The sequence below is a fragment of the Streptomyces sp. NPDC001135 genome, from assembly GCF_053598395.1.
The window spans coordinates 23,501-46,744 of sequence record NZ_JBSFKD010000009.1 but is presented as its reverse complement, the minus strand read 5'-3'; the positions used below and the strand labels follow the sequence as shown (position 1 = coordinate 46,744).

Genomic DNA, 23,244 nt, shown 5'->3' with positions numbered 1-23,244 from the left:
CCGGAGTGGAGAAGGGGTGCTTGGATTGAACGCGACTGCGCACGAGATCGCGGTCATCGGTGCTGGTCCTCGGGGGCTCGCGGTGCTGGAACGACTGTGCGCGCACGAGCGTGCGCGGCCGTCGCACCCACGGGTGCTCATCCACGTCGTCGACGCCGCCCCGCCCGGCGCCGGTGCCGTGTGGCGCACCGATCAGTCGCGGTTCCTGCTGGCCAACACGGTCGCCTCGCAGATCACCGTCTACTCCGACGCGGCGTCCCGGATCGGCGGGCCGATCGAGCCGGGGCCGAGCCTGTACGAGTGGGCCGTGTCGCTGTCCGGCCACGGGGCGGGGAGCGGGGCCGCCGGCCCCGTGTACGACTCCGTCACGCTGGCGGAGGCACGGTCGCTGGGGCCGGACTCCTACCCGACGCGCGCCCTGTGCGGGCGGTACTTCGCCGACTGTTTCCGCCGTGTCCTGGCCCGCGCGCCCCGCCATGTCGAGATCCGGGTGCACCGGTCGTGTGCCGTGGCCATGGCCGACACCCACGGTTGTCCCGGCGGGCCTCAGGGGGTCCGCCTGGCGAACGGTACGCGGCTGAACCGGCTGGACGCCGTCGTACTGGCCCAGGGACACGTGCCCACGCGGCCCTCACCGCGGGAGGAGCGCACCGCGAGTCTGTCCCGGATCAGTCATCTGACCTACTTACCGCCCGGCAATCCCGCCGACGCCGACCTGGACGGGATCCCTGCCGGACGGCCGGTGCTGCTGCGGGGCCTGGGGCTGTGCTTCTTCGACTACCTGGCGCTGTTCACGCTCGGCCGTGGCGGCCGGTTCGAACCCGCCGGGGACGAGCTGGTGTACCGCCCCAGCGGCAAGGAGCCGCTGCTCTACGCCAGTTCACGACGGGGTGTGCCCTTCCACTCCCGCGGCGCGAACGAGAAGGGCGCGCACGGCCGTCATCTTCCGCGCCTGCTCACGGCCGACCGCGTGGCGGCCCTGCGCCGACGGGCCGTGGAAGGGGGCCCTCCGCTGTCCTTCGGGAAGGACCTGTGGCCGCTCATCGCACGCGAGGTGGAGAGCGTCTACTACGAGACGCTGCTGGCGCGCCGCCGAGGTGCCGAGCGGTGGACCGATTTCGCCCAGCGCTACCTGGCCTGCGCGGGACCGGCCGAGTGCGACACCGTACTGACCGCCTACGGGGTTCCGGCCGGGGACCGATGGGACTGGAAGGCGATCGCCGACCCCGCGCGGCAGCGCACCTTCGCGGACCGGGACGCCTTCCGTGCCTGGCTGCTCGACCTGCTGGCCGACGACGTCCGGCACGCACGGCAGGGCAATCTCAGCGGCCCGCTCAAGGCCGCCCTGGACGTCCTGCGCGACCTGCGCAACGAGGTTCGCCTCGCGGTCGACCACGGCGGCCTGGACGGGGCGTCGCACCGCGACGAACTGGAGGGCTGGTACACCCCGCTCAACGCGTTCCTCTCCATCGGTCCCCCGCCTCGGCGCACGCAGGAGATGATCGCCCTGATCAAGGCCGGGATCCTGGACCTCACCGGCCCGGACACCCGGATCAGGATCGACACCGGGAGCCGTTCGTTCGTCGCCGACTCCGACACGGTTCCGGGGCCCACCGTCCGTGCGCACGTCCTCATCGAGGCACGGCTGCCGCAACCGGATCTGCGGCGTACCGCCGACCCGCTGCTGCGGCACCTGCTGAGCACCGAGGCCTGCGCCACCTACCGCGTACCCGGGGACGGGGTGGCGTACGAGACCGGCGGACTGGCGGTGACACAGCGGCCGCACCGGCTGATCGACGCTCAGGGGCGCCCGCACCCGCGGCGTTTCGCGTACGGCGTGCCGACCGAGTCGGTTCACTGGGTGACGGCGGCGGGGATCCGGCCGGGCGTGGACTCGGTGACCGTCGCCGACGCCGACGCGATCGCGCACGCCGCGCTCGCACTGAGCCCGAGCGGGGCCGGCACCCGCGCGGCGGCGGAGCACCTCCCCGTCGAGGTCGCCGTATGAGCGTGCCGCCCGTCGGCCCCGCCGGTGGCACTGCCGGCCCACACACGATGGATGCCGGGCTGCTGTCCCCGGTACGCGCCGGCACCCCCGTGGAACGGGCGGTGTCCGACTCGGCGTGGCTCCAGGCGATGCTGGACGCGGAAGCCGCGCTGGCGCGCGCGCAGGCGACGATCGGTGTCGTACCGCCGTCGGCGGCGGAGGTCATCGGCGTGGCCGCACGGGCCGACCGGCTGGATCTGCGGGCGCTGGCCGTGCACGCGCGGGAGAGCGCCAACCCTGTGGTCGGCCTGGTCCGGGAGCTGACCCGCGCGGTGTCCGCCCTGGACCCGGCCGCCGCCGCGTACGTGCACCAGGGCTCGACCAGCCAGGACATCTTCGACACCGCCGCGATGCTCGTCACACGCGACGCGCTGCGCCTGCTGCGCGCGGATCTGTCCCGGACCGGGGACGCTCTCGCGGCTCTCGCCCGCGAGCACCGCGACACCGTGCTCCCCGGACGCACCCTGACGCTGCACGCCGTGCCCACCACCTTCGGGCTGAAGGCCGCCGGCTGGCGACAGTTGCTGCTGGACGCCGGCTCCCGCGTGGCCGGCGTACTCGGGGCCCTGCCGGTCTCCCTGGGCGGGGCCGCGGGCACCCTGGCCGGATACCTGGAACACGGCGCCGACACCGAACGTCTCCTGACGGCCTTCGCCGCCGAGACGGGCCTGTGCGCGCCGCTCCTGCCCTGGCACACACTGCGCACTCCGGTGGCCGATCTCGCCGCCGCGCTGGCACACACCACCGGCGCCCTGGGCAAGATGGCAGTCGACGTGCAGTCGCTCACCCGCACCGAAGTCGGCGAGGTGGCCGAGCCCCACGCTCCCGGCCGCGGCAGCTCCTCCGCCATGCCGCAGAAGCGCAACCCGGTGCTGACCACACTGATCCGCAGCGCCGCCCTCCAGGTGCCGGCCCTGGCCGCCGTGCTCACGCAGTGCATGCTCACGGAGGACGAACGCTCGGCCGGGGTGTGGCACGCGGAGTGGCAGCCGCTGCGTGAGTGCCTGCGGCTGACCGGCGGTGCCGCCCACACGGCGGTGGAGCTGGCCGAGGGCCTGGTGGTGCGGCCGGAACGCATGGACGCCAATCTCCGGCTCACCGGCGGCCGGATCGTCGCCGAACGTCTCATGGCCGCGCTGACCCCGCTGGTGGGCAAGGCGGCTGCGCACGACCTCCTCACGCGTGCCACTCAGGCGGCGGACCGGCTCGGCAGGCCACTGGCCGAACAGCTCGGGCAGGAGCCCGGCCTCGCGGGGCGGATCACCGGGGCGCGGCTCGCCCGGTTGTGCGACCCCGCCGGCTATCCGGGCTCGGCCGGCGATCTGGTGGAGCGGTCACTGCGGCGAAGCGCCGAGGACTTCGCCCGCGACGACGGCGAGAACGGCTCCTGACCGCATTCTGACCGTGCCGAACCGCGCGCTGACGAATCTGACCTTGCTCATGACCAGCTAACCGGTCAACGACCTTGCGCGGCGCCGGGGCGCCGGGGTCTAATTTTTAAAAGCCTGAGAGACCACTGACGGACACAAAAGCCGCTTAAAATCTCCTTCCGGCGGGTGCACGGTAAAAAAAGGGGGACGTCATGCATGTTCCATGCACGCCACGGAGAACCCGTCCTGCGATGTGTGCCGCCATTCCAAGAGAAATCGGCTGACCCTGCGGCGACCGACACGGTGACCAATCCTGGAATTCTTCGCCGCTTCCTTGGGACCGCCCCCCGGCAGGCACACCGCCGGCCCGCGGCCCGGCGCACGCCGCGCCCGCGGCCCGACAGGTCTTCCTGAGCCTTCGACCCGGTGTCCCACACCGGGCCCACCCGAGCCGACGCTGCCGCACGCCGTGCCGCCGTCCTGAGCGTGCCACCCGTGGCGGCACATGCCACCACGCTCTCCACGGCCCGGGCACGCGCGGTCATCCGCGGCGGAACCCGTCCACTCCGCCGGCACCCGTGAAAGCCGCCTCCTTCCGTGCTTTCCGTCCACCGCCGCCGAAGTTCGACCACACGTCACCTGAGGAGCCCGGTATGACCATGGTGAGCGACACACCCGATTGCGCTGACCTTCCGCACGGACCGGCGGATGCCCCCGATCCGGAGGCGATGCGAAGAGTGGCCCTCGACCGATCGGTCGACGAGTTATCCCCCATCGTTTTCGCCTCGCTCCCGCGGGCCGATCAGCGCCGTAAAGGAATGATGTACCTGCGGGGTTTACTGGGAGCAACCGGCAGGAAGTCGATAAGAAATATCGCGGCTTTCCTGGGGGACCAGGTCAACGACCAGAGTCTGCACCACTTCATCAACGACTCCACCTGGGAGTGGGCCCCCATGCGCGAGGCCCTCGGCCGCTATCTGGTCCACCAGCTGCCGCTCCAGGTGTGCGCGCTGCATCCCATGGTCATACCGAAGTCGGGCACCCACTCCGTGGGCGTCGCCCGGACGTTCTCGTGGGAGCGCGGCCAGGCCGTCACGGCCCAGCAGGTGACCGGCGTCTGGGGGGTGTCCGCGCGTACGGCGAGCCCGCTCAACTGGTGGCTGCACCTGCCGCCGGAGGGGGCGACACCGGAGGACTCGATGGTGAGTGCCTGTCTGGAGACGGTGTCACGTCTGCGCCTGGCGCACTGCCCGGTGACGCTGAATGCCGAGCGGCTCGATGCCATCAGGATCAGTGCCGGGCTCAGCGCCGCGGGGCTGCACCACATCTCCAGGATCGCCAGGGACACCTGGCTGCTGCCGGACGACCCCGCGCTGCCCGGCTGGCGGAAGAGCCCGGTGCGGGCGTGCCAGATCGCACAGTTGGCCAAGGCGGGCCGCAAACGCGTGGCGGCGTATCCGACGGGCGCCCCGGAGGCCCCGGAACTCGTCGCCACCATGCGGGTCCGCCTGCCGACCGTGCCCGACGCGGCACACCGCACCAGGGGACGTACGGAGTTCCTTCTGCTCGGTGTCGGCCGCGGCGGCGCCCAGTGGCCCAAGGAGCTCTGGCTGACCGACATGACGACGACCGACCCCGCCGTCCTGCTGCGGCTCATGGGATTCAGCCGGCGGGTGGAGTGCCGCGGGGTGCCCCGCGCCGAACGCGTGGGCATCCGGGACTTCGTCGGCCGTTCGTTCGCCGGCTGGCACCGCCACGCCACCCTCGCGTCGGTCGCCCACGCGGCCACGGAGCTGGCCGAACGGAGACTGACGGCGTAGCGCCCCTGGATCTTGGTCTGAGTGTGTGAAGGAGGGCCGCCACACCGGGTGTGGTGGCCCTCCTTCGACGCTGCCGCAGGTAGAAACGGTTCTGCACCTGTGGCACCTGGTGGGGCGGGTGGGACTCGAACCCACGGCCGACGGATTATGAGTCCGCTGCTCTAACCGGCTGAGCTACCGCCCCATAGCGGCGTGTCGCGTACAAGTGTGCGCGCCGTCTGCCGCAGCATAGCCGCTCATACGATCTCCTGCTTCGGATGGTCGGCTTCTGCGCTGCTCATGACCTTGAGGACATCGACGCAGGCGCGGTGGTTCCCGCGGACATGAAAAAGGACCCCCAAGGGGTCCTCGTTCACTGCGCTCCCCCGACTGGACTCGAACCAGTAACCTGCCGGTTAACAGCCGGCTGCTCTGCCAATTGAGCTACGGAGGACCGAAGCTCCCCCGACTGGACTCGAACCAGTAACCTGCCGGTTAACAGCCGGCTGCTCTGCCAATTGAGCTACGGAGGATCGCCTCGATTGCATCGAACGTACCTACCCGGGTATTCGCCAGGGGGCGGGCGCTCGCTGCGACACATACATTAGCGCAAGCAGGGGGGTGCTCCGCCAATCGGTACCCCCGGCGCCCACGTCACACCAGCAGACCCAGGCAAGGGAAGGGTGGCAGCCATGCGCTACCGGCTCACGTTCGTCGCCGGACTGGCCCTCGGTTACGTACTCGGCACGAGGGCCGGACGCGAGCGGTACGAGCAGCTGAAGAAGTCCGCTCAGCGGATCGCGCAGAACCCCGCTGTGCGCAACACGGCCGAGACCGCCGCCCAGCAGGGCCGCCAGTACGCCGGCAAGGCATTCCACACGGTCAGCCACAAGGTCGGCGACCGGGTCCCCGAAGCGGTGGCCCAGCGCGTGAGGTCCCTGAGGGAGCGGAACGTGAACGGCGCCCCCGAGGACGACTGGGGCACGAGCAACACCTAGGGGGTGGCAGGCGCGGGGATGCTGCAAAATTCTCCGCATGGGGATAGTCGCCGGCTTGGACAGCTCACCGGATTTCACGCGCATCGTGGTGTGCGACACGGACACCGGTGCCGTACTACGGCAGGGGTATGCCCCGCACCCGGTGGAGGGGCGGCCCAGCGATGTCGACCCGCAGGCCTGGCTGCTCTCCCTCGGCGAGGCCGCGGGGGGCGGTCTGCTGGAGGGCGTGCAGGCCATCGGCGTGTCGGCGCAGCAGAACGCCGTGGTCCCGCTGGACGCCCAGGGCAACACCGTGCGCCCGGCACTGGTCGGCGGTGACAAGCGGGCGCAGGTCGCCGCGGCGGACCTCGTCGACGCGGTCGGCGGCCGGGAGGCCTGGGCGCAGGCGGTCGGCTCCGTGCCGCAGGCCGCCCAGCCGGTCACCAAGCTGCGCTGGCTCGCGAAGAACGAGCCCGAGAACGCCCGCCGGACGGCCGTCCTGCTGCAGGCGCACGACTGGCTGGTGTGGCAGTTGCTCGGGCGGCCCGTGCGCAGGACCACTGATCGCGGTGGGGCCTCCGGGACCGGGTACTGGTCGGCCGCCACCGGCGCCTACCGGCCGGACCTGGTGGAGCTGGCCCTCGGCCATCAGGCGATGCTGCCGGAGGTGATCGGCCCGTCCGACGCGGCCGGTACGACCCCGGAGGGGCTGCTGATCTCCGCCGGCACCGGGGAGACCATGGCCGCCGCGTTCGGGCTCGGGATCGGGCTGGGGGATGCCGTCGTGTCCCTCGGTGCCTCCGGGTCCGTGATGGCCGTGCACCCGGAAGCGCTCGCCGACCAGTCCGGGATGATCACCTCCCTGGCCGACGCCACCGGTATGCACCTGCCGGTCGTGACCACCCTGAACGCCGTACGGACCCTGCGCGGCACCGCCGAACTCCTCGGTCTCCCGGACCTGGAGGGCCTGTCCGAGCTGGCGACGAAGTCCACGCCGGGCGCGCACGGGCTCGTCCTCCTCCCCTACCTGGAGGGCGAGCGGACGCCGAACCTGCCGCACACCGCCGGGACCATCGCCGGACTGCGGCGCGAGTCGATGAAGCCCGAGCATCTGGCGCGGGCCGCGTTCGAGGGCATGCTGTGCGGGCTCGCCGACGCGCTGGACGTGCTGCGCGGGCGGGGCGTGGACGTGCGGCGGGTCTTCCTGCTGGGCCAGGCCGCCGAACTGCCCGCCGTGCAGGCCTCGGCACCCTCGCTGTTCGGCGCGCAGGTCGTCGTACCGCAGCCCGCGGACTACGCGGCGATCGGCGCGGCCCGGCAGGCGGCCTGGGCTCTCGGTGTGTCACAGGGCACACTCGATCCGCGTACCCCGCCGGCCTGGCAGGGGGCCGCGGCGCAGGTCCTGGAGCCCGGGGACGAGCTGGCCGTGGGCCAGGCGGTGCGGCAGCAGTTCGTGGCGGTGCGCGAACAGACCCATCCAGGGGCGTTTCGCGCGTGACCCGTCCAGGGGCGTTTCGCGCGCGAGGCGTAGGGCCAACGGCCGAGGACCGGCCGTTCCTTGGACCGCTGTTGGGTTAATCGGTTGAGGTAACGCGGGTGGAGTGTTCGACGATAGGGGCCAAGGGCAACCGACCAGCCCCCCCACCCGCCGACTCCGAGAGACCCAGCGTGCTCATACGACTTCTGCGGACCTATCTCAGGCCCTACAAGAAACCCATAGCCGTCCTGGTGCTGCTGCAGTTCCTGCAGACCTGCGCCACCCTCTATCTGCCCACTCTGAACGCGCACATCATCGACAACGGTGTCGTGAAGGGTGACACCGGTTACATCCTGTCCTTCGGCGCCCTGATGATCGGCATCTCGCTGGCGCAGGTCGTGTGCAACATCGGTGCCGTGTACTACGGCGCCCGGACCGCCGCCGCCCTCGGCCGGGACGTGCGCGGTGCCGTCTTCGACCGGGTCCAGTCCTTCTCCCCGCGTGAGCTGGGCCACTTCGGGGCACCCTCGCTCATCACGCGTACGACGAACGACGTACAGCAGGTCCAGATGCTGGCCCTGATGACGTTCACGCTGATGGTGTCGGCGCCCATCATGTGCGTCGGCGGCATCGTGCTGGCCCTCGGTCTGGACGTGCCGCTGTCCGGGGTGCTCGTCGCCGTCGTACCGGTGCTGGCGATCTGCGTGACGCTCATCGTGCGCCGGCTGCGGCCGCTGTTCCGGTCGATGCAGGTCCGCCTGGACACCGTGAACCGGGTGCTGCGCGAGCAGATCACCGGCAACCGGGTGATCCGCGCCTTCGTCCGCGACGAGTACGAGCAGGGCCGGTTCGGGCGGGCCAACGGCGATCTGACCGAGATGCAGCTGGCCACCGGCCGGATGCTCGCGCTGATGTTCCCGATCGTCATGACGGTGGTGAACCTGTCGTCGATCGCGGTGGTGTGGTTCGGCGCCCACCGCATCGACAGCGGCGGGATGCAGATCGGCGACCTGACCGCGTTCCTCGCCTATCTGATGCAGATCGTCATGTCCGTGATGATGGCCACCTTCATGTTCATGATGGTGCCGCGCGCAGAGGTGTGCGCCGAGCGCATCGAGGAGGTCCTCGGGACCGATTCGAGCGTGGTTCCGCCGGTGGCACCCGTCACCGAGCTGCGCCGGCACGGCCATCTGGAGATCCGGGGCGCGGGCTTCCGCTATCCGGGTGCCGAGGAGCCGGTGCTGAAGGCCGTCGACCTGGTGGCCCGGCCGGGCGAGACGACCGCCGTGATCGGCTCCACCGGCAGCGGCAAGTCGACGCTGCTCGGGCTGGTCCCCCGGCTGTTCGACGCCACCGAGGGCGAGGTCCTGGTCGACGGCGTGGACGTCGGTGAGGTCGACCCGGGGCTGCTGGCGAAGACGGTCGGTCTGGTGCCGCAGAAGCCGTATCTGTTCGCGGGCACGGTCGCCACCAACCTGCGCTACGGCAACCCGGACGCCACCGACGAGGAGCTGTGGCACGCACTGGAGGTGGCGCAGGCCAAGGACTTCGTGCAGAAACTGGAGGGCGGCCTGAACGCACCGATCGCACAGGGCGGTACGAACGTCTCCGGCGGTCAGCGGCAGCGCCTCGCCATCGCCCGCACGCTCGTCCAGCGCCCGGAGATCTACCTCTTCGACGACTCCTTCTCCGCGCTCGACTACGCCACCGACGCGGCCCTGCGCACCGCGCTCTCCCGGGAGACCGCCGAGGCGACCGTCGTCATCGTCGCCCAGCGGGTGGCGACCATCCGGGACGCCGACCGCATCATCGTGCTGGACGAGGGCCGGGTGGTCGGCTCCGGCCGGCACCGGGAGCTGATGGCGGCCAACGAAACCTACCGGGAGATCGTGCTCTCCCAGCTGACGGAAGCGGAGGCCGCCTGATGGCCGGGCCCATGGGACGCATGATGGCCGGGGGCGGCCCCGACCAGCGCTCGATGGACTTCAAGGGATCGGGCAAACGGCTCGTCTCCCTCTTCAAACCCGAACGGCTCACGATCTACGGCCTGCTGCTGTGCGTGGTCGTCAGCGTGACCCTCAGCGTGATCGGCCCGAAGATCCTCGGCAGGGCCACCGACCTGGTCTTCGCCGGCATCATCGGCCGGCAGATGCCGGCCGGGGCCACCAAGCAGCAGGTCCTCGACCAGATGCGGGCCCATGGCAAGGGCTCCATCGCGGACATGCTGAAGAGCACCGACTTCACGCCCGGCAAGGGCATCGACTTCGGTGCCGTCGGCGACGTCCTGCTGCTCGCGCTGTGCACGTTCCTGGTCGCCGGCCTGCTGATGGCGGTGGCCACCCGGCTGGTCAACCGGGCCGTGAACCGCACGATGTACCGGATGCGCGAGTCGGTGCAGGCGAAGCTGTCGCGGCTGCCGCTGTCGTACTTCGACAAGCGCCAGCGCGGCGAGGTGCTCTCCCGCGCGACCAACGACATCGACAACATCGGGCAGACGCTCCAGCAGTCGATGGGCCAGCTGATCAACTCGCTGCTGACCATCATCGGCGTGCTCGCGATGATGTTCTACGTCTCCTGGATCCTGGCGCTGGTCGCCCTGGTCACCGTGCCGCTGTCGTTCCTGGTGGCCACCCGGGTCGGCAAGCGCTCGCAGCCGCACTTCGTGCAGCAGTGGCGCTCCACGGGCAAGCTGAACGCGCACGTCGAGGAGATGTACACCGGGCACACCCTGGTGAAGGTGTTCGGCCGGCAGGAGGAGTCGGCGAAGCAGTTCGCCGAGCAGAACGAGGCGCTGTACGAGGCCGCGTTCAAGGCGCAGTTCAACAGCGGTGTCATGCAGCCGCTGATGATGTTCGTGTCGAACCTGAACTACGTCCTGGTGGCGGTCGTCGGCGGCCTGCGGGTGGCCTCCGGCGCTCTCTCCATCGGCGACGTCCAGGCCTTCATCCAGTACTCGCGGCAGTTCTCGATGCCGCTGACGCAGGTGGCGTCGATGGCGAACCTGGTGCAGTCCGGTGTCGCCTCGGCCGAGCGGATCTTCGAACTCCTGGACGCGGAGGAGCAGGAGGCGGATCCGGTGCCGGGCGAGCGGCCGGAGGAACTGCGCGGGCGGGTCCGCCTGGAGCACGTGTCCTTCCGGTACGACCCCGACAAGCCGCTGATCGAGGACCTCTCGCTGACGGCGGAGCCCGGTCACACGGTGGCGATCGTCGGTCCCACGGGTGCCGGCAAGACGACCCTGGTCAACCTGCTGATGCGGTTCTACGACGTGTCCGGCGGCCGGATCACCCTGGACGGCGTGGACATCCGGCGCATGTCCCGCGACGAACTCCGCGCCGGCATCGGGATGGTGCTCCAGGACACCTGGCTGTTCGGCGGCACCATCGCGGAGAACATCGCGTACGGGGCGTCCAGGGAGGTCACCCGCGGCGAGATCGAGGAGGCCGCGCGGGCCGCGCTCGCCGACCGGTTCATCCGGACGCTGCCCGACGGGTACGACACGGTGATCGACGACGAGGGGACGGGAGTCAGCGCGGGTGAGAAGCAGCTCATCACCATCGCGCGGGCGTTCCTGTCCGACCCGACGATCCTCGTGCTGGACGAGGCGACGAGTTCGGTCGACACCCGGACCGAGGTGCTGATCCAGAAGGCGATGGCGAAGCTGGCGACGGGGCGGACGTCGTTCGTGATCGCGCACCGGCTGTCGACGATCCGGGACGCGGACACGATCCTGGTGATGGAGAACGGGGCGATCGTGGAACAGGGCGCGCACACGGAGCTGTTGGCGGCCGACGGCGCGTACGCGCGGCTGTACAAGGCCCAGTTCGCGCAGGCGGTCGCCGAGGTGGACTAGCCCGGAGGGGGCCGCCGGCAGGCGGCCCCCTCTCAGTCCAGGTAACCCCTCAGCTGGTCCGCGAACGCGTGGTCCCGGAGCTTGTTCAGGGTCTTGGACTCGATCTGCCGTATCCGCTCCCTCGTCACCCCGAACAGCCGGCCTATCTCCTCCAGCGTGCGGGGGCGGCCGTCGATGAGGCCGTAGCGGAGCTGGACGACCTTGCGCTCGCGTTCCCCCAGCGTGGACAGGACCGCCTCCAGGTGCTCACGCAGCAGGAGGAAGGCCGCCGACTCGACGGGGCTGGCGGCGTCGCCGTCCTCGATCAGGTCGCCGAGCGCCACGTCCTCCTCCTCGCCGACCGGGGCGTGCAGGGAGACCGGTTCCTGGGCGAGGCGCAGGACCTCACAGACCCGCTCGGGCGGCAGGTCGAGATGGACGGCGACCTCTTCGGGTGTCGGCTCGTAGCCCCGCTCCTGCAGCATGCGGCGCTGGACGCGGACGACCCGGTTGATCAGCTCGACCACGTGGACCGGGACGCGGATGGTCCGGGCCTGGTCGGCCAGGGCACGCGACATGGCCTGGCGGATCCACCAGGTGGCGTACGTCGAGAACTTGTAGCCACGGGCGTAGTCGAACTTCTCGACGGCCCGGATCAGCCCGAGGTTGCCCTCCTGGACCAGGTCGAGCATGGTCAGGCCTCGGCCGACGTACCGCTTGGCGACGGACACGACCAGCCGCAGATTGGCCTCGATCAGCCGCCGCTTGGCCACCCGGCCCATGACGACCAGCCGGTCCAGGTCGAGGGCCAACTGGCTGTCGGGATCGGGGGTGTTGCTCAGCTTCTCCTCGGCGAACAGGCCGGCCTCGACCCGGCGGGCGAGTTCGACCTCCTCGGCGGCGGTGAGCAGCGGGATGCGGCCGATCTCGCGCAGGTACTGGCGGAACAGGTCGGCCGAGGGGCCGCCGGTGTCGGCCCGGGCCGGGACCCGGGTCTCGACGGGCTCGGCGGCCTCCAGCGGTTCTGCGGCCTCTTCGGGCTCGTCCGTGAGCGCTTCCGCCGGTGGTTCCGCCGGTTCGGCCGGCCCCGTCTCCGGATGCAGGGCGGCGCGGCTCTGCGGGGGTACGGCCACGAGGACGTCCGTCTCCGCGTCCGGATCGTCCGCGGTGGTGCTGGTGGCGCTGGTGGCGCTGTCGGTCTGGGTGAGGGTCTGGGTCTGCACGGGGGCGACCTCCAGGATGATCGCTGCTGAAGGTGTGCGGCAGCGGTACTTCGGGAGTGGAGAGTCGACGGCCTGCGCTCCGAGGACTCGGGCACCGCCCCCAGTGTGGGGGAAGACGCATCCCCGCCACGAGGGGCTTGCGGTGACTTTTTGCGTCCGCTTCGTGACCGGTCGTTTACTCAGGTCGTTGGACTATGCGATTGGCAACTGCGGGCCACGGGGCCGTGGCGGAATAGCACAGCAAGCTGCTCGGCGCCCTGGTGTCCGGGCAGGTGGCGATGATGGAGCAGCTCGAATCGCTCACCGTGCACGTCGGAGCGACCACGAACCACCTCGGCGTCACACCGCCCGACCAGTCCCCCGAGGTCTGATCCCGCGGAGGCGTCCTACAGCGCCTCCGCCCCCCGCTCCCGCAGGGCCTGGTCGTACTGCTGGAGGATCCACATCTCGTTCTGGACCGAGGCCAGCTGGGCGGGGTCGCCGCCGGTGGAGAGACGGGTCAGCTGGGACTGGATGTCGCGGATGCGGCGCTCGACGGCGCGGCGGCGGATCTGCACCAGGACCGTGCCGGCATAGGTCTCGTCGACCGTGCGGCGCAGGATCGGCTCGACGGCCAGCTCGGTGACCATCGCGCGGACGGTGTCGTCCGGTGCGGCCTCGCGGACGCGGACGAGGTATTCCTGCGGGTCCGGGACGCCGTACTCGGCCCCGCCCGCCTCCGCGACCGCCTGGCGTACGGCCGCGTAGGGCGGCGCGGTGAACTCGTCCACGCCGTACGCGTCGAAGGCCGGGGAGACCAACTCGGGGCGCTGCAGGGCGAGTTTGAGCAGTTCGCGTTCGGCGGCGTAGACAGGGTTGCGCAGGGTCAGTGCGGGGCCGGGGGCGGCGGGGTTGGCGGTGGCCGCCCACTGGTGTTCCGGGCCGCGGGGGCGGTCCCGCTGCGGGGCCTTTCCGCCGCGGTCCCTCGCCCAGCGGGCCAGCTGGGCGACCCGCCGGACCACGAACTGGGTGTCGAGGATCCCGAGCATGCCGGCCAGCTCGACGGCGACCTCGTGCTGGGCGCCGCTGTTCTTGATGCGGGCCACGATCGGCGCCGCCTCGTCCAGGGCGGCGGCGCGGCCGGCCGGGGTGTCGAGGTCGTAGCGGCTCAGGATCTGGCGGAGTGCGAACTCGAAGAGGGGCGTGCGGGGTTCGACCAGGTCCGCCACCGCCTCGTCGCCCTTCGCGAGGCGCAGTTCGCACGGGTCCATGCCGTCCGGCGCGATGGCGATGTACGTCTCGGCGGCGAACTTCTGGTCGTCCTCGAAGGCGCGCAGGGCGGCCTTCTGCCCGGCCGCGTCGCCGTCGAAGGTGAAGATCACGCGGGCCGAGCCGTTGTCCATGAGGAGGCGGCGGAGGATCTTGATGTGCTCGCCGCCGAAGGCCGTACCGCAGGTGGCGATCGCGGTCGTCACACCGGCGAGGTGGCAGGCCATGACGTCGGTGTAGCCCTCGACCACGACCGCCCGGCTGGCCTTCGCGATGTCCTTCTTCGCCAGGTCGATGCCGTACAGCACCTGGCTCTTCTTGTAGATCGCCGTCTCGGGGGTGTTCAGGTACTTGGGGCCGTTGTCCGCCTCGTACAGCTTGCGGGCGCCGAAGCCGACGACCTCGCCGCCGATGTCCCGGATCGGCCACATCAGGCGGCCCCGGAACCGGTCGATGGGGCCCCGGCGGCCCTCCTGGGACAGGCCGGAGAGGATCAGCTCCTTGTCGGTGAAGCCCTTGCCGCGCAGATAGCGGGTGAGGTGGTCCCAGCCCTGGGGGCTGTAGCCGACACCGAAGTGGACGGCGGCGGCCTGGTCGAAGCCGCGCTCGGCGAGGAAGACCCGGCCGGTCTCGGCCTCGGGGCCGGTGGCGAGCTGCTCGGCGTACCACTGCGCGGCGACCTTGTGCGCCTCGACCAGGCGGATGCGCTCGCCGCGCTGGTGGGCGGGGTTGTACCCGCCCTCCTCGTAGCGCAGGGTGATGCCGGCCTGGGCGGCGAGCCGCTCGACCGCCTCCGAGAAGGAGAGGTGGTCCACCTTCATCACGAAGGTGATGGTGTCGCCGCCCTCCTGGCAGCCGAAGCAGTGGAAGAGTCCCTTGCCCGGGCTGACCTGGAAGGACGGCGACTTCTCGTCGTGGAACGGGCACAGGCCCTTCAGGTTGCCGCCGCCCGCGTTGCGCAGCTGGAGGTACTCGGAGACCACGGCGTCGATCGGGACCGCGTCCCGTACCGCCTTCACGTCCTCGTCGTTGATCCGTCCTGCCACGCGTGAATTCTACGGGGGCGCGCTGACACGCATGGGGCACGTGCAGCGCGCGACGGCGGACGGGGGCGGACGCCTAGGCGAGCGAGTCCAGCGGAACATGCGGGTCGGCCAAGGCCTCGGGATCCACCGGCACCGCGGCTCGGATCAGTTTCTGGATCGGCTCTGTGACATCCCACACGTTCACGTTCATCCCGGCCAGCACGCGTCCCTCCTTCAGCCAGAACGCGATGAACTCCCGTTTGCCGGCGTCACCCCGGATCACCACCTCGTCGTACGAGCCGGGCGGCGCCCAGCCGCTGTACTCCATGCCCAGGTCGTACTGGTCGGTGAAGAAGTAGGGAACGCGGTCGTAGGTGACGTCCCGGCCGAGCATGGCGCGGGCCGCCGCCGGGCCGCCGTTGAGCCCGTTGGCCCAGTGCTCGACCCGCAGCCGGGTGCCGAACCGGGCGAGCGGGAAGTTCGCCACGTCCCCGGCCGCGTGGATGTCGGGGTCGGACGTGCGCAGCCGTTCGTCGACGACGATGCCGCCGCCGCCCGCCCGGTCGGCGATCTCCAGCCCCGCCGCCTCCGCGAGAGCGACCCGCGGTGCCGCGCCGATCGCCGCGAGGACGTCGTGCGCCGGGTGCTCCTCGCCGTCGTCGGTGCGGGCCGCGAGGACCATGCCGTCCTGGCCGACGATCTCGGTGAGCCGGCGCCCGAAGTGGAAGCGGACGCCGTGCTCGCGGTGCAGTTCCGCGAAGACGCCGCCCAGCTCGGGGCCGAGCACCCCGTGCAGCGGGGTCGGCGCCGGCTCGATCACCGTGACCTCGGCGCCGTACTCGCGGGCCGCCGCGGCGACCTCCAGGCCGATCCAGCCGGCGCCCGCGATCACGAGGTGGCCGTTGTCCCGGCCGAGGTGCTGCAGGACGCCCTTGAGCCGCTCGGCGTGCGCGAGCCGGCGCAGGTGGTGCACGCCGGCCAGGTCCGTACCCGGGATGTCCAGGCGGCGGGGCTCGGCGCCGGTGGTCAGCAGCAGCTTGTCGTAGCGCACGAGGGTGCCGTCGTCGCCGAAGCGGACCGTCTTCGCCGTACGGTCGATGCGGTCGACGGTCTGGCCGAGGTGCAGCTCGATGTCGTTCTGCGCGTACCAGGCGGGCTCGTGGACGAAGACGCTGTCGCGCTCCTCCTTGCCGAGGAGGTAGCCCTTGGACAGGGGCGGGCGCTCGTAGGGGTGGTCGCGCTCGTCACTGATCAGTATCACCCGGCCGGTGAAGCCCTCCGCGCGGAGCGTCTCGGCCGCCTTCGCACCGGCGAGACCGCCTCCGACGATGATGAATGTCTGATCCGCGTCGACCACTTGATGCCTCCTCGTAAGGGTGCCGCCACATGCGAGCGTCCCGCACGCGGCCTGCTGCGGGAAGAGGGGGTGACCCGATCAGGCCACCGCGGGTCACTTTCCTCTCACATATGCCCCGTCAGTCTCGCGTGCAGCGAGCGCGCCGAGGCGTCGGTGAGGGAGGCGATCTGGTCGACGATCACCCGCTTGCGCGCGTGGTCGTCGCCTGCCCCGTCGAAGAGCGCCCGAAACTGCGGATCCAGCCCGTCGGGGGCGCGGGCGGTCAGCGCCTGCGCCAGCTCCGCCACGACGACCCGCTGGTCCGCGCGCAGCCGCTCCTGCTCGGCGCGCTGCATCACGTACAGGTCCGCAACCGCCTTGAGCACCCCGCACTCCATGCGGGCCGCGCGGGGTACGACCAGTTCGGCGCCGTAGCGGGTGAGCCGGCCCCTGCCGTACGCGGCGCGGGTGGCGCTCTCGGCGGCCAGGCAGAACCGGCCGATGAGCTGGCTGGTCGCGTCCTTCAGGCGGGCCTGCGCGACCGCGGTGCCGTCGTAGCCGTGGGGCCACCACTCCTCGTCCTGGAGCCGGTCGAGTGCGGCGGAGAGTTCGGCCGGGTCGGTGCCGGCGGGGACGTAGCGGCCGACGGCGACCTCGAACACCGCCTGCCGCTCGGGCTCGGCGTGCAGGCAGTTGGGGTCGATGTGGCCGGCGTGCAGGCCGTCCTCGACGTCGTGCACCGAGTAGGCCACGTCGTCCGACCAGTCCATGACCTGGGCCTCGAAGCAGGTGCGGGTACCGGGGGCGTGCGCCCTGACCCAGTCGAAGACGGGGCGGTCGTCCTCGTAGACGCCGAACTTCCTCGACGCCGGGTCGGCGGGGTGGGCGCCGCGCGGCCAGGGGTACTTCGTGGCGGCGTCGAGGGTGGCGCGCGTGAGGTTGAGGCCGACGGAGCGGTCCTCGGTGAACCGTTTCGGTTCGATGCGGGTGAGGAGTCTGAGGGACTGGGCGTTGCCCTCGAAACCGCCGCAGTCGTCCGCGAAGTCGTTCAGGGCCTGTTCGCCGTTGTGGCCGAAGGGCGGGTGGCCGAGGTCGTGGGCGAGGCAGGCCGCCTCCACCAGGTCGGGGTCACAGCCGAGGGCCGCGCCCAGCTCCCGGCCGACCTGGGCGCACTCCAGGGAGTGGGTGAGCCGTGTCCTGGGGCTGGCGTCCCAGACCTGGCTGTGGGCTCCTGGCGTGACGACCTGGGTCTTGCCCGCGAGGCGTCGCAGGGCGGCGGAGTGGAGGATGCGGGCGCGGTCGCGTTGGAAGGCGGTCCGGCCGGGGCGTTTGTCCGGTTCTGTGGCCCAGCGTTCCATGGCAGCCGGGTCGTAGCTGCATACGGTGCCTTCCATGCCTCGACACTAAGCCCACCCGTCCGCCGGGTTCTGTTGTCGGGTGGCCGCGGGTGCGTCGTGGCCGCATCGCGCCCGCGCGGCGGCAGCCGCGTTTCCGGCACGGCCCCGCGCCCCCCGGGGGGGTCTCGCCGCCCCTCGCCTCAGGCTGACGCCAGTTCCGCCTGCCTCGCCGCCCGTGCCTGGTCGTACCGGTGCAGGATCAGGCGGGCCGTCGCCGGGTGGGCGCCCAGGGGGGCCGCCGCGATCCACGGGGCCGCCTGCGCGCACTGCGTGGCGAAACGCCCCGGCGCGGTGAAGTACGACGCGACCGCCACCCGGTGCCGGCCGCGGGCCGCCAGTGCGCGGACGGCCGCCGGGACCGTCGGGGTCGCCGCCGAGGCGTAGGCGGGGACGACCGGGACCCCCAACCGGTCCGCGAGGAGGCGGGCGGTGCGGCGGGTGTCCGTCGCCGAGTCGGGGTCGCGGGAGCCGGCGGCGGCCAGGACCACCGCGCTCGCGCGGCGGGTGGCCGGGTCCATGGCCGTGGGCCAGCCGGACTCGACCAGCCGGTCGTACAGGGTCTCCGTCAGGAGCGGGTGCGGCCCCAGCGGGGCGGCCACCCGGGTGCTCGCCCTCGCCGCGGCGGCCATCCCGGGGATGTCCTGTTTGACGTGGTAGCCGCGGGAGAGGAGCAGCGGGACCAGGACGGCGGGGGTGTCGCCGAGGGCGGTGAGGGTGTCCGGGAGCAGGGGCTCGTTCAGCTCGATGTGGCCCAGGTGGACGGCCAGGCCGGGGCGCAGTTCCCGTACCCGGTCCCGCACCGCCCGTACGGTCTCCAGCGCGCGCGGGTCGCGGCTGCCGTGGGCGACCAGGACGAGCGCGGGCGGTACCGGGCGGCGGCGGACGGGCGGGGGGACGAGCCGGAGCTGCCCCGCGAGCCGGTTGCCGATGCTGTTCATGAGGTGCGCCGTGCTGTCGAGGTGGATGTCGGACTCGGAGCGGGGAGGGTGCGACGCCGTCATGGAAGGATCCTGCCGGGGTCAGGTTGCGGGGCCGTTGCCGGACCGTCACGAGCGTTTTCCGTGGCTTCACGTCGTACGGATGCTCGATGTGAGGCGAACCGGATCGGGGTCGCCGGCGTCCTCCATGGTCGACAAGCCGATGCCTGGGGGGCCGTATGAGGATCCGTCGACCGCGGCTGCCGCGCTCCCGTCGGGGGCAGCGGCGGCTGGTGCAGGCCGTGATGGCCGGGTGTGTGCTGGCGCTGCTGCCGGCGACCTGGCTGTACGTGTCCACGGCGGACCGGCTGCGCACGACGGCGGACGCCCCGCGGGCGCAGGTCGCCCTGGTGTTCGGGGCCGGGCTGTGGAACGGGGAGCCGTCGCCGTATCTCGCGCACCGGCTGGACGCGGCGGCCGAGCTGTACCGGGCCGGACGGGTCGAGGTCGTCCTGGTCACCGGGGACAACAGCCGCAAGGACTACGACGAGCCCGACGCCATGCGTGCGTACCTGACGAAGCACGGGGTGCCGGACCGGCGGATCGTCAGCGACTACGCCGGGTTCGACACCTGGGACTCGTGTGTGCGGGCCAGGAGGATCTTCGGTGTGGACCGGGCGGTGCTGGTCAGCCAGGGTTTCCACATCCGGCGGGCGGTGGCGCTGTGTGAGGCGGCGGGAGTGGACTCGTACGGGGTCGGGGCGGCCGACAAGCACGACGTGACCTGGTACTACGGCGGCACGCGCGAGGTGTTCGCGGCGGGCAAGGCGGTGCTGGACGCGGTGTTCCACCCTGACCCGACGTTCCTGGGCCCGCGGGAGCACGGGGTCACGGAGGCGCTGGCCCGGCCGCGGGACTGAGCATGGAGATCACGGACCTGACACCGGCCGAGCGCCGCGTCCGCGACGCCTTCCCGCTCGGCGAGGGGGTCGACTTCCGGGCGGGCGACGACGAGGACCCCACGACGGGCGCCTCGTGGGGTCCCGAGCGCACGCTGCGGGCGGAGGTGCTGCGGGAACTGCTGCTGGACGGCCCGGTACGGGAGGGGCGGATCGCCGGTCTGAAGGTGTGGGGCGCGCGCGTCACCGGGGTGCTTCACCTGATGTACGGGAAGGTGGAGCACCCGGTCCGGCTGCGGGCCTGCCACTTCGACGAGACCCCGAACCTGTACGGGGCGAGGATCCCCGCCCTGGTGCTGACCGATTCGGTCCTTCCGGGGCTCACCGCGGGCACCCTCCACGTGGACGGGGTGCTGCGGATCACCTGCTGCCGCATCGCGGGTCCGGTACGGCTGGCGGGGGCGAAGCTGTCCGGCGCCTTCTTCGCCAACGGGGCCCGGCTCGGCACCGGCGCAGAGGTCCCCGAGGAACCCGTGCTCCAGCTCAACCACGCCGATGTGGGCACGGACGTGTGGGCCGTCGGGCTCGTCACCCACGGCGAGTTCCGGCTGAAGGGGACCACCGTGGGCGGGCAGGTGAACCTCGACGACGCCGTGCTGCAGAACCCCGGCGGCACGGCACTGGACGCCGAGACCCTTACGGTCGGCACGGATCTGCGCGGGATGCGGCTGCGCGCCCACGGGCGGTTCAATCTGCGCGGCGCCCGGATTCCCCACCAGCTCAACCTCGCGTACGCCCGCCTGTCCCATCCGGAGGGAGTGGCCCTGCGCGCCAGCAGCAGTGTCATCGGCGAGCTGTGGCTGCGGGAGGCCGCGCCGATCGAGGGATCCGTCAATCTGCGCCGTGCCCAGCTCGACCTGCTGCACGTACCGCCCGAGGTGTGGCCCCGGCAGGTCCGGATCGACGGGCTCGGCTACCGCGTCCTGACCCCGCACCTCCCGGCCGAGCGGCGTCTTCCGCTGCTCGAACGCGAGCCGGCCGGTTACCTTCCGCACCCCTACGAACAGCTGACCACGGCGTACCGCACGGTGGGCGACGACGCCGCCGCCCGCACCGTCCAGCTGGCCAAGCTCCGCCGCCACCGCGGCACCCTGCCGCCCTACGCCCGGCTGTGGGGCTGCCTCCAGGACGTGGCCGTCGGCTACGGCTTCCGCCCGATGCGGGCCGCGGGCTGGCTGCTGCTCCTGCTGTGCACCGGCACGCTCGCCTTCGCCCTGCACCATCCGCCCGCCCTCAAAGCGTCCGAGGCGCCCGCGTTCAACCCGCTCTTCTACACCCTCGACCTGCTGCTGCCGATCATCGACTTCGGCCAGGAGGGGGCCTACGCGCCGCGCGGCTGGTACCAGTGGCTGGCGTATGCGCTGATCGCCGCCGGCTGGGTGCTGGCGACGACGATCGCGGCGGGCGTCACCCGCTCCCTGAACCGGCAGTAGGCACGGGCCGGGACCCGGGATCTCACGTCGTCCCCGGCCCGGCGGGGAGGTCGCCGTGCCGGGCGTGTAACCGGGAGCGGCCGGGGCCGTAACACGGTCGACGCACGCTGGCGGCATGGACACGATCGCCTCGACGCCCACCCACTGCCCGTACTGCGCCCTGCAGTGCGGGATGAACGTCACGCCCCTGCCGCAGGGGGGCGTCGAGGTGACCGAGCGGACGGACTTCCCGGTCAACCGTGGTGCGCTGTGCGGCAAGGGCCGTACGGCGGCCCAGGTGCTGTCGCCGGCGGTGCGGCTGACCTCGCCGCTGGTCCGGTCCGGTGGCCGGCTGGTCGAGGCGAGCTGGGAGGCGGCGCTCGACCGGATCGCCGAGCGGCTCGGGGGCACGCGCGAGGAGTACGGCGCCGACGCCCTGGGCGTGTTCGGCGGGGGCGGGCTCACCAACGAGAAGGCGTACACGCTGGGGAAGTTCGCGCGGGTGGTGCTGGGCACCTCGCAGATCGACTACAACGGCCGTTTCTGCATGTCGTCGGCGGCGGCGGCCGGTACGAAGGCGTTCGGTCTCGACCGGGGGCTGCCGTTCCCGCTGGAGGACATCCCGAAGACGGGGTGCGTGATCCTGGTCGGGTCGAACCTCGCGGAGACCATGCCGCCGGCGCTGCGGTTCTTCACGGAACTGCGGGAGAACGGCGGCACGTTGATCGTCGTCGACCCGCGCCGCACGAGGACGGCCGAGCAGGCGGACCTGCACCTCGCACCCCGCCCCGGCACCGATCTGGCCCTGGCCCTGGGCCTGTTGCACCTGGTGGTGGCCGAGGGGCGGACGGACGAGGAGTACATCCGGGAGCGGACCACCGGCTGGGAGGAGGCACGGGCGGCGGCGATGGCGCACTGGCCGGAGCAGGTGGAGCGGGTCACGGGGGTGTCCGTTCCCGAGCTCCGGGAGGCGGTGCGGCTGTTCTGCGAGCCGGAGTCGGCGATGGTGCTCACGGCGCGCGGGCCGGAGCAGCAGTCCAAGGGGACGGACACGGTGGGCGCGTGGATCAACCTGTGCCTGGCGACCGGCCGGGCCGGCCGCCCGTTGTCCGGGTACGGGTGCCTGACCGGGCAGGGCAACGGGCAGGGCGGGCGCGAGCACGGGCAGAAGGCGGACCAGCTGCCCGGCTACCGCAAGCTGGACGACCCGGCGGCGCGGGCGCATGTGGCGGGCGTGTGGGGCGTGGACCCGGACACCCTCCCCGGCCCCGGACGCAGCGCGTACGAACTCCTCGACGCCCTCGGCACGGACGTACGGGCGCTGCTGCTGATGGGCTCCAACCCGGTGGTGTCGGCGCCGCGCGCGGCCCACGTCGAGGAACGGCTGCGCTCGCTGGACTTCCTGGCGGTGGCCGACGTGGTCCTGTCCGAGACGACCCAGCTGGCGGACGTCGTGCTGCCGGTCACCCAGTGGGCGGAGGAGACGGGCACCACCACCAGTCTGGAGGGCAGGGTCCTGCTGCGCCGCCAGGCGGTCGCCCCGCCGCCCGGGGTCCGCAGCGACCTGTACGTCCTGCACGAGCTGTCGGCCCGGCTGGGCGTGGCGAAGGGCTTCCCGACGGACCCCGAGGAGGTCTTCGAGGAACTGCGCCGGGCGAGTGCGGGCGGCCCCGCCGACTACTCGGGGATCACCTACCGGCTCCTCGCGGAGGAGAACGGGGTGTTCTGGCCGTGCCCGGAGGGGACGGCCGGGGCGGCCCGCCCCGGCACCCCCCGGCTCTTCCTGGACCGTTTCGCCACAGAGGACGGCCGCGCCCGGTTCGCCGCCGTGGCGCACCGGGCGACGGCGGAGGAGCCCGACGCCGAGTATCCGCTCCTGCTCACCACCGGCCGGGTGGTGTCCCAGTACCAGTCGGGGGCGCAGACCCGGCGGGTCGCCGAGCTGAACGCGGCCGCCCCCGGGCCCTTCGTGGAGCTGCATCCGCGCCTCGCGGCCCGGATCGGCGCGGCCGAGGGCGACCCGGTCCGTGTGGTCTCCCGACGCGGCCGGGCCGTGGCCCCCGCCCGCATCACCTCGGCCATCCGCCCCGACACCGTCTTCATGCCGTTCCACTGGCCGGGCGAGGGCCGCGCCAACACCCTCACCAATCCGGCCCTCGACCCGACGAGCGGGATGCCGGAGTTCAAGTCGTGCGCGGTGCGGGTGGAGACCGTGCGGAGGTAGG

General features: G+C 72.0%; 14 protein-coding genes, 3 tRNA genes and 1 pseudogene. 10 read left to right on the top strand and 8 right to left on the bottom strand.

All coding sequences use genetic code 11. The features are described from left to right. Positions 1 to 25 precede the first annotated feature (25 nt). The 3 genes from ACWC94_RS13740 to ACWC94_RS13730 all read left to right on the top strand — a co-directional run bounded on the left by ACWC94_RS13740 (position 26) and on the right by ACWC94_RS13730 (position 5,237). Entirely contained in the window at positions 26 to 2,008 is a 1,983-nt protein-coding gene (locus tag ACWC94_RS13740; RefSeq protein WP_450796720.1) for an FAD/NAD(P)-binding protein, read from the top strand. Further along, positions 2,005 to 3,438 (top strand): 3-carboxy-cis,cis-muconate cycloisomerase, encoded by a 1,434-nt coding sequence (pcaB, locus tag ACWC94_RS13735; protein ID WP_450796719.1) that lies wholly within the window; start codon positions 2,005 to 2,007, stop codon positions 3,436 to 3,438. The genes ACWC94_RS13740 and pcaB overlap by 4 nt, the downstream gene beginning before the upstream one ends. 632 nt (positions 3,439 to 4,070) lie before the next feature. Next, positions 4,071 to 5,237 (top strand): IS701 family transposase, encoded by a 1,167-nt coding sequence (locus tag ACWC94_RS13730; RefSeq protein WP_450796718.1) that lies wholly within the window; start codon positions 4,071 to 4,073, stop codon positions 5,235 to 5,237. A gap of 107 nt (positions 5,238 to 5,344) precedes the next feature. On the opposite strand, the gene ACWC94_RS13725 is transcribed toward ACWC94_RS13730, so the two are convergent. The 3 genes from ACWC94_RS13725 to ACWC94_RS13715 all read right to left on the bottom strand — a co-directional run bounded on the left by ACWC94_RS13725 (position 5,345) and on the right by ACWC94_RS13715 (position 5,749). Next, positions 5,345 to 5,421: transfer RNA gene (locus ACWC94_RS13725), tRNA-Ile, on the bottom strand. A gap of 176 nt (positions 5,422 to 5,597) precedes the next feature. Next, positions 5,598 to 5,670 (bottom strand) — tRNA-Asn (locus tag ACWC94_RS13720). 6 nt (positions 5,671 to 5,676) lie between these two features. Next, positions 5,677 to 5,749 (bottom strand) — tRNA-Asn (locus ACWC94_RS13715). A 159-nt stretch (positions 5,750 to 5,908) separates the two neighbouring features. Between ACWC94_RS13715 and ACWC94_RS13710 the strand changes: the two genes are divergently transcribed. From ACWC94_RS13710 to ACWC94_RS13695, 4 genes are all read left to right on the top strand, one after another. Next, positions 5,909 to 6,214: a YtxH domain-containing protein gene (locus ACWC94_RS13710; protein ID WP_450796717.1), complete on the top strand. Its 306-nt coding sequence runs from the start codon at positions 5,909 to 5,911 to the stop codon at positions 6,212 to 6,214. Between the two features lie 37 nt (positions 6,215 to 6,251). Further along, positions 6,252 to 7,691 (top strand): FGGY family carbohydrate kinase, encoded by a 1,440-nt coding sequence (locus ACWC94_RS13705; protein WP_450796716.1) that lies wholly within the window; start codon positions 6,252 to 6,254, stop codon positions 7,689 to 7,691. A gap of 170 nt (positions 7,692 to 7,861) precedes the next feature. Then, entirely contained in the window at positions 7,862 to 9,595 is a 1,734-nt protein-coding gene (locus tag ACWC94_RS13700) for an ABC transporter ATP-binding protein (protein ID WP_450796715.1), read from the top strand. After that, a complete protein-coding gene (locus ACWC94_RS13695; RefSeq protein ID WP_450796714.1) occupies positions 9,595 to 11,523 on the top strand; it encodes an ABC transporter ATP-binding protein in 1,929 nt (642 codons plus the stop codon). The genes ACWC94_RS13700 and ACWC94_RS13695 overlap by 1 nt, the downstream gene beginning before the upstream one ends. Before the next feature lie 32 nt (positions 11,524 to 11,555). Here ACWC94_RS13695 and ACWC94_RS13690 read toward each other — a convergent pair. The 5 genes and pseudogenes from ACWC94_RS13690 to ACWC94_RS13670 form a co-directional block, all read right to left on the bottom strand. Then, positions 11,556 to 12,846 (bottom strand): annotated as a pseudogene (locus ACWC94_RS13690) (RNA polymerase sigma factor). A gap of 265 nt (positions 12,847 to 13,111) precedes the next feature. Continuing rightward, positions 13,112 to 15,019, bottom strand: coding sequence for a DNA primase (gene dnaG / locus ACWC94_RS13685; RefSeq protein ID WP_450796713.1), 1,908 nt, complete (start codon positions 15,017 to 15,019; stop codon positions 13,112 to 13,114). 73 nt (positions 15,020 to 15,092) lie between these two features. Further along, entirely contained in the window at positions 15,093 to 16,355 is a 1,263-nt protein-coding gene (locus ACWC94_RS13680; RefSeq protein WP_450796712.1) for an NAD(P)/FAD-dependent oxidoreductase, read from the bottom strand. A gap of 104 nt (positions 16,356 to 16,459) precedes the next feature. Then, entirely contained in the window at positions 16,460 to 17,728 is a 1,269-nt protein-coding gene (locus ACWC94_RS13675; RefSeq protein WP_450796711.1) for a deoxyguanosinetriphosphate triphosphohydrolase, read from the bottom strand. 143 nt (positions 17,729 to 17,871) lie between these two features. After that, positions 17,872 to 18,732, bottom strand: a complete 861-nt coding sequence (locus ACWC94_RS13670; protein ID WP_450796710.1) for a sirohydrochlorin chelatase — start codon at positions 18,730 to 18,732, stop codon at positions 17,872 to 17,874. Between the two features lie 155 nt (positions 18,733 to 18,887). Here ACWC94_RS13670 and ACWC94_RS13665 point away from each other — a divergent pair, with 155 nt between their 5' ends. The 3 genes from ACWC94_RS13665 to ACWC94_RS13655 all read left to right on the top strand — a co-directional run bounded on the left by ACWC94_RS13665 (position 18,888) and on the right by ACWC94_RS13655 (position 23,243). After that, positions 18,888 to 19,568 carry a SanA/YdcF family protein gene (locus ACWC94_RS13665; protein WP_450796709.1) on the top strand — a complete coding sequence of 227 codons (681 nt, stop codon included), beginning with the start codon at positions 18,888 to 18,890 and terminating at the stop codon, positions 19,566 to 19,568. Between the two features lie 2 nt (positions 19,569 to 19,570). Beyond that, positions 19,571 to 21,040: a membrane-associated oxidoreductase gene (locus ACWC94_RS13660; RefSeq protein WP_450796708.1), complete on the top strand. Its 1,470-nt coding sequence runs from the start codon at positions 19,571 to 19,573 to the stop codon at positions 21,038 to 21,040. A gap of 115 nt (positions 21,041 to 21,155) precedes the next feature. Further along, positions 21,156 to 23,243 (top strand): molybdopterin oxidoreductase family protein, encoded by a 2,088-nt coding sequence (locus tag ACWC94_RS13655; RefSeq protein WP_450796707.1) that lies wholly within the window; start codon positions 21,156 to 21,158, stop codon positions 23,241 to 23,243. Position 23,244: the final 1 nt, after the last annotated feature.

Bases quoted from the DNA above. Each gene is read 5' to 3' on its own strand.
- ACWC94_RS13695 (WP_450796714.1), top strand. From the start codon at position 9,595: ATGGCCGGGCCCATGGGACGCATGATGGCCGGGGGCGGCCCCGACCAG.
- ACWC94_RS13705 (WP_450796716.1), top strand. From the start codon at position 6,252: ATGGGGATAGTCGCCGGCTTGGACAGCTCACCGGATTTCACGCGCATC.
- pcaB (WP_450796719.1), top strand. From the start codon at position 2,005: ATGAGCGTGCCGCCCGTCGGCCCCGCCGGTGGCACTGCCGGCCCACAC.
- ACWC94_RS13730 (WP_450796718.1), top strand. From the start codon at position 4,071: ATGACCATGGTGAGCGACACACCCGATTGCGCTGACCTTCCGCACGGA.
- ACWC94_RS13710 (WP_450796717.1), top strand. From the start codon at position 5,909: ATGCGCTACCGGCTCACGTTCGTCGCCGGACTGGCCCTCGGTTACGTA.
- ACWC94_RS13665 (WP_450796709.1), top strand. From the start codon at position 18,888: ATGAGGATCCGTCGACCGCGGCTGCCGCGCTCCCGTCGGGGGCAGCGG.
- ACWC94_RS13670 (WP_450796710.1), bottom strand. From the start codon at position 18,732: ATGACGGCGTCGCACCCTCCCCGCTCCGAGTCCGACATCCACCTCGAC.
- ACWC94_RS13675 (WP_450796711.1), bottom strand. From the start codon at position 17,728: ATGGAAGGCACCGTATGCAGCTACGACCCGGCTGCCATGGAACGCTGG.
- ACWC94_RS13660 (WP_450796708.1), top strand. From the start codon at position 19,571: ATGGAGATCACGGACCTGACACCGGCCGAGCGCCGCGTCCGCGACGCC.
- ACWC94_RS13655 (WP_450796707.1), top strand. From the start codon at position 21,156: ATGGACACGATCGCCTCGACGCCCACCCACTGCCCGTACTGCGCCCTG.